This is a genomic window from Acidiphilium sp. MT5, from assembly GCF_054767495.1.
Map to the genome: position 1 here is coordinate 182061 of NZ_BAABMR010000006.1, position 11514 is coordinate 193574.

Consider the following 11514-nt stretch of genomic DNA (forward strand, 5'->3'; position numbering starts at 1 on the left):
CCGGCGGGGCCCTTGGTGGTCTGCGGCGTATCTAATCCTAGCGCAAACGACCTTCGGGCGACCCGCAAATGCTGGTCGTCGTCCTGGTCGTCGTAGTGCTGATCAGAAGAATGCCGTCCATCCCTTATTGTAGTAAGATATTCTCAGAATAGTCAATCAAACGTCCGCTCATTGTGAATATTTTTGCGAAACCTGTCATGCCGCTTACGTGGAGAGTTTCGGGCGCTTCTTGGCGAACGAAAGTCCCCGAGGAACGAACCCGTGGTCCAGAGGCCAAACCAAGCCATTTCGGCATGAACTTATCCATGTCGTTCTGGGCCATCTGAAGCAAGCGAACGGGGCCAAACCTGATCTCAGTTGTAGCTGCAACCGGTGCGACCACGATATCGCATAACTTCGTGATCCCGCCGCCCTGAGAGGCAAAGGATTACCGGGACGGGTTTGAGCCGTTCGGGTCCAGAGAGAGCGCCCCTCGGCTCGACCCGTTCCTGCTCTCCCGAGGTTTCCTTCATGACAACGAATCCCGCTTCCGCAGCCGCCTGCGCGGCCGTGCCGCGCCCTGTCACGCCACCCGGTATAGTGCCCGTCGACGCGCTGGCTTATGCCGCGCGTATTATTCTTCCCCATCTCGAACGCGGCCAACGCGTCGATGCGATTATTCTACGTGCCGCGATGGAGCGCAGCTTCGGCGGGTCCGATGCCGATGGCGCGTGGGACTGGAAAACCGCCTATGATTGCTGCGAGGCAGCAACCATTCTTTTGCTCCGCAAATTCGGCGCGGCCATGCGCGCCAAAGCGGGATCTTCCGCCGCCATGCTGCCGATGCTGGCAAAGATCACGGGCCTGCTTCCAACCCATACCCGCCGGACTGAACAAAGCCAGACGCTGCAGCAATTCTCAACACCGATCACATTAGGGTTTGCCGCAAGCATCGCCGCAGCAATCACGCCTGGCGATCTGGTGCTGGAACCCTCAGCGGGAACCGGGCTGCTTGCCATATTCGCCGAACTCGCGGGCGGATCGCTCGTTCTCAATGAACTCGCCGAGATGCGCGCCGGGTTGCTGGAGCAAATGTTCCCCGACGTGGCGGTAACCCGGTTCGATGCCGCGCATATTCATGATCACCTCGACGCCAGCATCGTTCCGAGCGTTGTGCTGATGAACCCGCCATTCTCGGCGCTTGCGAATGTCGATCGTCGCATGGCCGATGCCGCCCTGCGCCATATCGGCTCGGCGCTCGCGCGTCTTGCCGAGGGCGGACGTCTGGTCGCGATCACCGGCGCAAACTGTGCCCCTGATAATCCGGCGTGGACCGATGCCTTCATTCGCCTACAGGAACACGGGCGCGTTATTTTCTCCGCCGCCATCGATGGCTCGGTCTATGCCAAACAGGGCACAACCATCGATACACGCCTGACTGTGATCGATCGTCTGCCTGCGCCCGATCGGCGACAATTTCCGGGCCCGTTTGGAAGCGCGCCTGATGTTGCGACCTTGCTCGGCTGGGTCTGCGAAAACGTTCCACCACGACTCCCGCTCGCAACACCGATCATCACCAGGGCTACGGTTCGCCCTGCCGCTGCACAATCGCAGCGCCCTGGGCCGCGTTTTTGCTCCGTCCCGGCCAGCACACCCGAGCCCGAGGCGGTTGAGTTGACCTACGATACCCTCGACTGGGCGCCAGCCGAGGGCCGCCCGATCACCGAGGCGCTTTATGAAGGATACGGATTGCAGTCGATCCGTATTCCCGGCTCTCAGGCGCACCCGACCAAATTGGTGCAATCGGCGGCGATGGCATCCGTCGCACCGCCCAAGCCAAGCTATCGGCCGCATCTGCCGGCCCATATCGTGACAGACGGATTGCTGTCTGACGCCCAGCTCGAGAGCATCATCAATGCCGGCGAGGCCCATGGCGGCCATCTCGCCGGGTCCTGGACGGTGGACGACACTTTTGACATCGTCTCGGCCGCGCCCGACGGGGCAGAAAACGCCGTGCGCTTTCGTCGGGGCTGGTTTCTCGGGGATGGCACTGGCGCCGGTAAAGGCCGCCAAGTTGCAGGCATTCTGCTCGATAATTGGCTGAAGGGCCGACGCCGCGCGGTCTGGGTATCGAAATCCGACAAGTTAATCGAGGACGCCCAGCGCGATTGGTCAGCCCTTGGACAGGAGCGGCTTCTGATAACGCCGCTATCGCGGTTCCGGCAGGGGACCCCGATCCGTTTGGAACATGGCATCCTTTTCACAACCTACGCCACGCTACGCACCGACGGGCGCGACGAGAAGGTTTCGCGAGTGCGCCAGATCGTCGAATGGTTAAGCCATAAGGCGGAGAGCAATTGCGCGCCGACCAGAAATCCAAATCGCTTCGACGGGGTGATCATTTTCGATGAAAGCCATGCCATGCAGAACGCCGGCGTGACCAAGGGTGAACGCGGCGATCAGGCCGCCTCCCTGCAAGGGCGCGCGGGGCTGCGGCTGCAACACGCTCTGCCGAACGCCCGCGTGGTTTATGTTTCTGCAACCGGCGCCACCACGGTGCAAAATCTGGCCTACGCCCAGCGCTTGGGGCTTTGGGGCGGTGAGGATTTTCCCTTTGCCACGCGGACCGAGTTTGTCGAGGCAATCGAGGCTGGCGGTGTCGCGGCGATGGAGGTGCTGGCGCGTGATATGAAGGCACTCGGCCTCTATGCCGCCCGATCACTCAGCTATGAGGGCGTCGAATATGAATTGCTGGAGCACTGTCTCTCCGGCGAGCAAATCCGGATTTATGATGCCTATGCCGGAGCGTTCGGCATTATTCATAACAATCTGGACGCCGCACTGGAGGCGACCAACGTGACCGGTGCAACCGGCACGCTCAACGCGCAGGCAAAATCCGCCGCGCGATCGGCTTTTGAAAGCGCCAAGCAGCGATTTTTTAATCATTTGATCACGGCGATGAAAACGCCATCACTAATCGCCGCCGTCGAGCGCGATATGGCGGCGGGGCACGCCGCCGTCATCCAGATCGTCTCGACCGGCGAGGCGTTGATGGAGCGCCGTCTTGCCGAAATTCCCACCGAGGAATGGGGTGATGTTCAGGTCGATATCACGCCGCGCGAGTATGTGCTGGATTATTTGGCGCATAGCTTTCCCACCCAGCTCTACGAGCCGTTCACCGATAGCGAAGGTAATCTCTCCTCGCGTCCGGTGTATCGCGATGGCCAGCCCGTGCAATGCCGCGAGGCCGTCGACCGCCGAGACCGGCTGATCGAGACGCTCGCGTCGCTGCCGCCGGTCCATGGGGCCCTTGATCAGATCGTTCAGCGCTTTGGCACTGACATGGTCGCCGAGGTGACTGGACGCTCGCGACGGATCGTTCGCAAACGCGGATCGGACGGCGTGGATCGCTTCGCCGTCGAAAATCGCGCGGGTTCGGCCAATCTCGCTGAAACCCAAGCCTTCATGGATGATCTGAAGCGGATCCTGGTTTTCTCCGACGCGGGCGGCACTGGGCGATCCTATCACGCCGAATTGTCGGCGAAGAACCGCCGGTTGCGCGTTCACTATCTGCTGGAGGCCGGATGGAAGGCAGATGCCGCCATCCAAGGACTGGGGCGAACCAACCGCACCAACCAAGCGCAACCGCCGCTATTCCGGCCCATCGCGACCAATGTGAAGGCTGAGAAAAGATTTCTCTCCACCATCGCCCGACGGCTCGACACGCTGGGCGCGATTACGAAGGGCCAGCGCCAAACTGGCGGTCAGGGTCTGTTCCGACCCGAGGATAATCTCGAGAGCCACTACGCGCGCGATGCCTTACGCCAGCTTTATTGGCTCTTAGTCGCGGGCAAAGTCGATGGGTGCTCGCTGCAAGGCTTTGAGCAGGCAACCGGGCTGAAGCTCACCGACAGCAATGGCATTCGCGATGAGTTGCCGCCGATCACCACCTTCCTCAATCGGCTGCTGGCACTGACCATCGACATGCAGAACATTTTATTCACCGCCTTCGAACAATTGCTCTCCGCCCGTATCGAGGGCGCGATTGCATCGGGAACCTACGATGTCGGGCTGGAGACCCTAACCGCCGAAAGCTTCGTTGTGACCGATCGGCGGACAATTTACACCCATCCCGGCACGTCGGCGGAAACCCGCCTGCTGACGATTACCCAACGCGAGCGCAACCGGCCGGTCACGCTCGACGAGGCGCTCGGTCGACTTTCTGATCCTCGTGCTCTGCTCCTAGTGAACAGCAAGTCGGGCCGCGCCGCCGTGCAGGTTCCAGCGCCGAGCGTGATGCTCGATGATGGTGAGGTCGAGCGCCGCGTGCGGCTGATCCGGCCAATGGAGCATGTGGCCATGCCGTTGGCGATGATGCCGCAGACGCATTGGCGAGAAGCGGAGCAAACTATTTTTGCGCAGGCGTGGGCGCAAGAAATCGTGCAGGTGCCTGAATTCACCGCGACCGAAATCCATATCGTCGCCGGTCTTCTGTTGCCGATCTGGAAACGGCTGCCGCATGAATCCACGCGCGTCTATCGGCTCCAGACGGATGCGGGCGAGCGGATCATTGGCCGCAAAGTATCGCCCGCCTGGGTCACGAGTGTGGTTGATGCCGATGCGCCGACTTTATCGACCCATGATGCCTTCACCGCACTGATGGAGGGCAACACGATCCTTGATCTGTCGGAGGGGCTGCAGCTTCGCCGTGTACGCGTCATGGGAACCAATCGCATTGAATTGACCGGCTTCACCGAGGCCATGCGCGACCGGCTGCGCGCCTATGGCCTGTTCCATGAAATTATCTCCTGGAAATTGCGGATGTTCGTGCCGACTGACGCCACCGGCCCGGCGACCCTGGGGAAAGTGCTGGAGCGCTATCCACTCGTGCGCGTCGCCGAGCGGGTAGCAGCTTAGCCATGGGGTTTGATGCCGCTGACTTGGCACACCGTCTCGCGCGCGATGCCGAGGCGGTGTGCCGTTACTATCTCTCCAATGGCCGCCGCGAGGGTCGCTATTGGATGGTCGGCGATGTCAAAAATACGCCGGGCCGGTCACTGTTTGTTCGGCTGAATGGCCCAGATTCTGGCAAAGGGGCCGCGGGCAAATGGACCGACGCTGCGACCGGCGAGCATGGCGACCTGCTCGATATCATCCGCGAAAATTGTGGTCTTGCCGATTTCCGGGAGGTTGCGCGCGAGGCGCGGCGTTTTCTTGCGCTCCCTCAATCGACCGCCGGAGCAGAGCGAGATCGCCGCCATCACGCTTTTTCTCCAAGGGCCGGATCATCCGAATCAGCGCGTCGTCTTTTCGCTATGGCTCAACCGATAACCGGCACAGCAGCGGAAACATATTTGCGCAGACGCGGCATTGTTTCGGTTCAGGGATGTGCAAATCTCCGCTTTCACCCCAGCTGCTTCTATCGTCCGGATCGGCATTCGCTGACCGAGACTTGGCCAGCGATGATCGCAGCCGTCAGCGACCTCAAAGGTAAAATCACCGGCGCGCACCGCACCTGGCTCGATCCGTCGGGGCACGACAAGGCGCCGATCATCACGCCGCGGCGGGCAATGGGCCACCTTCTGGGCAACGGCGTCCGTTTCGATGAGGCGCATGATGTCTTGGCGGCCGGTGAAGGCATCGAGACTGTGCTGTCGCTCCGTTGCGTCATGCCAACCATGCCGATGGTTGCCGCCCTCTCGGCTGCGCATCTCGCCGCCATTTTGCTCCCTGACACACTGCGTCGGCTCTATATCGCCGGTGATAACGATCCGGCAGGACAGGCCAATGCCGAAACATTAGCGGCACGAGCGGTAGCGCAAAATATCGATGCGATTTTGCTCCACTCGCGTTTGGGCGATTTCAACGAAGATTTGCAGGCTTTCGGCTTAGATTCGCTCCGCGCCGATATAAGGTGCCAAATCATGCCCGAAGATGTCGCACGTTTTATGACGCTCACCGCCTAACCCCGAACGGGTGGGGCAAGAGAGAGGGTGCAAAAGCCCGCTAAATCTGATGCGGCGCAAATAGCTATTGGCGCTCGGAGCAAAAGGCCGCGCAACGGCCTTCTGAGAGGGCGATCGGGCGGCAAGCGGTCCGGCCCCGCAATGGCTGCGCCCGACTATTTTCCGTCGCGCCCTGACGGGCGCTTTACATCGCGAAGCAAAATAGCCGGGCTTCGCCATCCTTCGCTCCGCTGCGGCCTTTCGCTCCGCTCCCGGTGCAGGGCCGGTCCGCCCGCCGCCTTTCGTCGCCATGAAGGCCGCGATGGGCGCGGCTCATCCAACCGGAGCACCCTACTAATGATTTCTCGCCGCAATAATCCAGACTTTGAACCGCGGCACCACGCCTCACCAACCGATCGGGTTCTGACCGAACTGCAGCTCTACGGTTACCGCCCCCTCCAGGATGAACCAGATCCTCGCCCGCTACCCGAGGCGCGCATGGTGGCCGGCGCGATTGCCGATATCTTCGATGCCCTGAACGCTAGCCTGAGCGATACCCGCCTCGAACCCGACCTTGAGGAGCTGCTCTGGGCCACCGTCAATATGTTCCATCGAGCGGTCAGCCGGATCGAGCGCGATCTCGACGATAACGAGCAGGCGCAGCGACGCAGTCAGCGTGATCAGGACGGCTCGGAAATCCGCTCGGTCGAGCTGGAACGCCTAATCGCTGAAGGACAAACGCTGCTGGAGCGACGCGATGCGTTCGAGCTGATGCGCGACGAAGCCGCTAATCAATTCGAGCATCATACCAACACCGCCTGGCGCCCGCGTGCAGGATCAATGGTCAGCCACCGCACCCTAACCGCAGCAATGATCGATAGCCGCGATTTTCTCGCCGCCAAACGTCGTGCGCAAACCGAGATTTTGCTCCCCGCTGGACCCAAAATTGCCGTGACCGGCGGGCTTGATTTCAACGATCATCATCTGATCTGGGATCGGCTCGACAAGGTGCATGCCAAGCACCCGGACATGGTTTTGCTCCATGGCGGATCACCCAAAGGCGCCGAGCGTATTGCCGCACGCTGGGCCGACCACCGCAAAGTGCCACAGATTGCGTTCAAGCCGGATTGGACACGGCACGCCAAAGCAGCACCGTTCAAACGCAACGACGCAATGCTGACGGTCATGCCGATCGGCGTGATGGTATTCCCCGGTACTGGTATTCAGGACAATTTGGCCGACAAAGCCCGCAAGCTCGGCATCCCGGTTTGGAAATTCGGCAATGGCGGCGCGTGAGCGCCGCCACTCCTTCATCAAAATATTCAGCCGCTCAGCAATACACCGCCTGGTTGAAGCGCCCATTTGCCGGTGCGACATCCGAAGGCTTTGCGCAGAATTGATTTTATCGAGCGTGCTTCGGTATCAGCGGTATCCACCTGACGCTACGATAACCTGCCCGGTGATCCATCGAGCAGCATCGGACGCCAGAAAACCAACAACCTCTGCGATTTCTTCCGCCGAGCCAAGACGGCCAAGCGGCGTGTCCTTGATGATCTCTTGCTTGGCCTCTTCGGGAACCATCGCTTTCATTTTTTCAGTCATGATCAACCCGGGAGCGACCGCGTTGACGCGAATTTTCCTTGGTCCCAATTCCGCCGCCAGACTTACGGTTATAGCGTTCACCGCTGCTTTGGTCGCGCAATAAACCGCTCCACCCGGTATCGGCGAGACGCCCTGAATCGAGCTGATATTGATGATGACACCTCCGGCGTCACCAAAGGCGAGGGTGGCGTGCTTGGATGCGAACAGAACACCGGCGATATTCAACGCGATCTGAGTATTCACATGATCTGCATCGATCTCGACCAATGAGCGGCCCACGGCGAGCCCTGCATTGTTCACCAGAGCATCGAGCCGCCCGAATTTTTTGATCGCGAAATCGATCAACGCTCTGGCATCGTCGTCGGACGACATGTCAGCCATGAAAGAAGCTGCACTCCCACCGCTGCGGATGATGTCGGAAACTACCGCATGCGCCTCATCCCCTCTGATCTTGTAGTTAATCAGCACGGCAAAGCCCTGGCTAGCCAAATGCCGTGCGATCACCGCGCCGATACCACGGGATGCGCCCGTCACCACGGCGACCTTGATTATATTTTGCATATCGAATCCTGGACCCCTTTCTGTGGTTGAACAAAAAAGTGGAAGCTGACCAACGCGCAGGTTATTGCCCGCCGCAAGCACGAAGAAGTGCAGTCACCAACCACATAATTTTTCGCTTCACCATCCCACAGGCCTCCGCTATAATCATGATTGCGCCGTGGTGGTGGTGGAAGGCGCGAAAATCACTCATCCTAAGGAAACCACCATCATGATCATTTTTGGACTGTTTTTCATCATATTTGGCATCGGCGCCCTCTGCTGGTTGCTGTTCAATCTCGCCGTCTATGCACTGCCATTCTTTGTCGGTCTGACGGCCGGCACAGCCGCCTATCATAGCGGCGCTGGCGTGATTGGCGCGATTATCGTCGGGCTGCTCGCCGCGGCGCTAACGCTTGGCATTGGACAATTTTTCTTTGCGGCCCTGACATCACCCCTGCTGCGCTTGCTCGTTGCGCTCCTGTTCACCGCGCCGGCAATGGTCGCTGGATATTACGCAACGCTCGGCCTTGCGCGTATCGGCGTGCCATCGGTCATTTGGCGCGACGTTTTTGCGGTCATCGGCGCAATTTGCGTGGGATGCACCGCGTTCGTCAGGATTGCGGCGCTGGCACCGCCCGGTTCCTCGGGACGGGCGGAAATTTCAAGTGCAAATTATTAGGATAAAGTCTGACATTCGACGCCCGTATGAAATGTCGGCTTTGGGGAAAAGACGGAACGGCAGCGTTAGGATTGGTAAATGGGCTAGCGGACATGCTCAACGCCGATTGGCGCTGGACTGTGGCGAAAGATAGAAAACTGTTGCCGCAATGAGAATCTGAGATATTGTGCGAATAGATCACGTATCAGCTCAGAAAGATCGACGCAGCCAGGTCGGCCCGTTTCTCGAACTATAATATGACGTGACAAGGGGGAAACATCATGAAATCGAAATTCTCCAGCTTGATCGGCCTGGTGCTCACCATTGCCTGGGTGGGATGGGGCCATGCCGCATCAACGAACGGTGTTCCAACCTATTTGGCTCTCGGGGACTCATTGGCTTATGGGATGCAGATCGGCCATCTCAGACAAGAGATGAAGTCGGGAACCGTGGATGCTGCGTCCTTTGACACTGGCTACGTTAATCGACTTGCGGCGGCACTCAGACACTCAACGCCGAATTTGCACGTTGTCGATCTGGGTTGCCCAGGTGAAACAACGTCGTCGTTCATTGATGGCCCCTGTGCGTTTGCAACGAATGGAAAGCCTTTCAGCCACAAACCCTTGCCAATGCACGTCGAATATAAGGGCGCCCAGCTGCTTGCCGGATTGAAATACCTCGAAAATCAGAATGACAATATCCGGCTGATCACTGTCGATATCGGAATCAATGATCTTCGGGCTGATGAGCTAGCCTGTGGATCGGCTTCGGATTTTGAGAAATGCCTGAAAAGCAAATGGCCTGCGACGGCGAAAAATGTCGCCAAGAACCTGAGCATCATTCTGCATAATTTGAGGTATGCCGCACCACACACAAAAATTCTGGTGATGACGTATTATAATTGGCTTGGGTTGCAGCATCCCCGGTCTGATGCCCAGGTCCGGGATTTAAATGCCATCATAACGAGATCGGCGAGGTCAATAGGTGCCACCACGATCCACACATTCCCAGCATTCAACGAGTCAGGCAATCTCTGCAAATTGTCCTTGATTTGCGGCCCAACCAAGGATCTGCACCCGACCAACGCCGGCTACCGACTGATTGGCCGATTGTTTTATCGCGGAATGCAATGAAGGCGCTACGTCCCATGGTTCTTTCTGCATCGCTAGGCGTGTCATTATTGATAGGTTTATCGTTGGAGCCATGGCGCCAATAAATCTGTGCACCCAGATTCGGTCATCCGCAGAGCAAGGACAAGGGGGCCACCCGAATCTGTAACCTCTACAGCATGACCAAAGGCCAGCAGGCGATCCGGGATTTTACGCGGGCGATCAAGGATCGCACCGGCAATCTGCCGATGATGCCAGGCATCTTCCCTGATTACGCGGCACCAATCGTGCGCAACCAGCCCGACGGGCGAGAACTGGTCATGGCGCGCTGGGGTATGCCCTCACCGGCCTTTGCCCTCCAAGGCCGGAACGCTGATCCGGGGATCACCAACGTGCGCAATACCGCCTCGCCGCATTGGCGCCGTTGGCTCGGTGTTGAGCATCGATGCGTGGTGCCGTTCACCAGCTTTGCCGAAACCGAAAGACTGCCGGATGGATCGCGCCCGCCGATCTGGTTTGCCCTCGATGCTAGCCGGCCGCTCGCGTGTTTTGCCGGCATTTGGACGCAATGGCGTTCGGTCCGAAAGGTCAAGGAAGGCGAGACCACCAATGATCTGTTCGCCTTTCTCACGACCGAGCCGAACAAATTAATCGCCGCGTATCACCCCAAAGCCATGCCGGTCATTCTGACAAATCAGGACGCGATTGATCGCTGGATGACCGCCCCAATCGAAGACGCTTTGACGCTGCAACGACCCTTGCCCGATGATGCGCTCATGATTGTCGCCCGAGGGGCAAAAACGGACGGCGAGTCCTGACCAACGCGGGTGCGCACCGCCTTTCACAACGCCACCCCCTCTCGCACATCTAAACCCACAGCACCCGCCCCGCGGCGCCAAAAATTCACCCGATCATGCATTCGATGTGCTAAATATCACATCTTTGCGCCCGTCCCCGCGCTATTCATCATCTCAACGCTGCACACCCCAACCCACACCCCACCAGGAGCAACCGCCATGACCACCATCGCCCCCGCCGTCACCAGCACCGCCCTTCCCGTCAAGCATTTCCGCGCCGGCGCAAAAATCGCCTTTTCGCGCCCGCAAACCATCATCGATCGGGATTTCGACATCTCGCACCAGATCAAATATGTCGGCACCCTGGCTGCCACCGCCGTCACCCTGATCACCGGCGCTGTGTTCCTGTTCATGTAATTGTCGCGCCGCACCAATCGCCGCATCGAACTTCGCACCGCTCCCGAACACCCTACAGCCCGAATTTCAGCTCCAGCGCCGCGCGGAGCGATAAGGTGGCCCCTTGCGCCATCAGCGCGGCACGAGTTTCCGTGGGCAGCGTGCCCGCCACCGCTGCCGCGTCGAACAGCACCATCAGCGCATCCCACACACTCTGCTCGGTGGGGTCCATGGCCTGTTGATGGGTAGCGTAAAAATTCTCGGTGTGTCCGGCGAGTTGTGCCGCAACCGCCAGCGCGCCCGCCCGTGCCGCCAGCAGCGCCAAGTCGCCCGTGAAGCATGCGCCGATACTGTAATCCTCCAGCTCGATGACCAAGGGCATGGCCTCTCGTGCCGCCTGCGCTGCCGCCGCATCATCCCCCGCCAGCAGCGCATAGCTGGCCAGGTTCACAAGGCTATGGGTGAGAATCGCCCAGTTGCGCCCCGTG

Annotated in this window: 9 protein-coding genes; 7 read left to right on the forward strand and 2 right to left on the reverse strand. The window is 59.5% G+C overall.

The window, feature by feature from the left end; translation table 11 throughout:
- Positions 1 to 510: 510 nt before the first annotated feature.
- The 3 genes from ACYUCQ_RS08765 (at position 511) to ACYUCQ_RS08775 (ending at position 7220) form a co-directional block, all read left to right on the forward strand.
- On the forward strand, positions 511 to 4896 hold the full coding sequence (locus ACYUCQ_RS08765) for a strawberry notch-like NTP hydrolase domain-containing protein (protein ID WP_460254138.1): 4386 nt from the start codon (positions 511 to 513) through the stop codon (positions 4894 to 4896).
- A 2-nt stretch (positions 4897 to 4898) separates the two neighbouring features.
- On the forward strand, positions 4899 to 5945 hold the full coding sequence (locus ACYUCQ_RS08770) for a DUF7146 domain-containing protein (protein WP_460254139.1): 1047 nt from the start codon (positions 4899 to 4901) through the stop codon (positions 5943 to 5945).
- Between the two features lie 336 nt (positions 5946 to 6281).
- A complete protein-coding gene (locus tag ACYUCQ_RS08775) occupies positions 6282 to 7220 on the forward strand; it encodes a DUF2493 domain-containing protein (protein ID WP_460254140.1) in 939 nt (312 codons plus the stop codon).
- Between the two features lie 126 nt (positions 7221 to 7346).
- Here the strand turns inward: ACYUCQ_RS08775 and ACYUCQ_RS08780 are convergent, their stop codons facing one another.
- Positions 7347 to 8087, reverse strand: coding sequence for an SDR family NAD(P)-dependent oxidoreductase (locus ACYUCQ_RS08780; protein WP_460254141.1), 741 nt, complete (start codon positions 8085 to 8087; stop codon positions 7347 to 7349).
- Between the two features lie 208 nt (positions 8088 to 8295).
- On the opposite strand from ACYUCQ_RS08780, the gene ACYUCQ_RS08785 reads away from it, so the two are divergent.
- The 4 genes from ACYUCQ_RS08785 to ACYUCQ_RS08800 all read left to right on the forward strand — a co-directional run bounded on the left by ACYUCQ_RS08785 (position 8296) and on the right by ACYUCQ_RS08800 (position 11047).
- Complete coding sequence (locus ACYUCQ_RS08785) at positions 8296 to 8745, forward strand: hypothetical protein (protein WP_460254142.1); 450 nt, start codon at positions 8296 to 8298, stop codon at positions 8743 to 8745.
- Positions 8746 to 9005: 260 nt separating this feature from the next.
- Positions 9006 to 9857, forward strand: coding sequence for an SGNH/GDSL hydrolase family protein (locus tag ACYUCQ_RS08790; RefSeq protein ID WP_460254143.1), 852 nt, complete (start codon positions 9006 to 9008; stop codon positions 9855 to 9857).
- A gap of 137 nt (positions 9858 to 9994) precedes the next feature.
- Positions 9995 to 10651 carry an SOS response-associated peptidase gene (locus ACYUCQ_RS08795; RefSeq protein ID WP_460254154.1) on the forward strand — a complete coding sequence of 219 codons (657 nt, stop codon included), beginning with the start codon at positions 9995 to 9997 and terminating at the stop codon, positions 10649 to 10651.
- 198 nt (positions 10652 to 10849) lie between these two features.
- A complete protein-coding gene (locus ACYUCQ_RS08800; RefSeq protein ID WP_460254144.1) occupies positions 10850 to 11047 on the forward strand; it encodes a hypothetical protein in 198 nt (65 codons plus the stop codon).
- A gap of 52 nt (positions 11048 to 11099) precedes the next feature.
- Here ACYUCQ_RS08800 and ACYUCQ_RS08805 read toward each other — a convergent pair.
- A partial coding sequence (locus ACYUCQ_RS08805) for a hypothetical protein (RefSeq protein WP_460254145.1) occupies positions 11100 to 11514 on the reverse strand: 415 nt, incomplete at its 5' end.

Coding starts and splice junctions, on each gene's coding strand:
- ACYUCQ_RS08765 (WP_460254138.1), top strand. CDS start 511: ATGACAACGAATCCCGCTTCCGCAGCCGCCTGCGCGGCCGTGCCGCGC.
- ACYUCQ_RS08770 (WP_460254139.1), top strand. CDS start 4,899: ATGGGGTTTGATGCCGCTGACTTGGCACACCGTCTCGCGCGCGATGCC.
- ACYUCQ_RS08775 (WP_460254140.1), top strand. CDS start 6,282: ATGATTTCTCGCCGCAATAATCCAGACTTTGAACCGCGGCACCACGCC.
- ACYUCQ_RS08780 (WP_460254141.1), bottom strand. CDS start 8,087: ATGCAAAATATAATCAAGGTCGCCGTGGTGACGGGCGCATCCCGTGGT.
- ACYUCQ_RS08785 (WP_460254142.1), top strand. CDS start 8,296: ATGATCATTTTTGGACTGTTTTTCATCATATTTGGCATCGGCGCCCTC.
- ACYUCQ_RS08790 (WP_460254143.1), top strand. CDS start 9,006: ATGAAATCGAAATTCTCCAGCTTGATCGGCCTGGTGCTCACCATTGCC.
- ACYUCQ_RS08800 (WP_460254144.1), top strand. CDS start 10,850: ATGACCACCATCGCCCCCGCCGTCACCAGCACCGCCCTTCCCGTCAAG.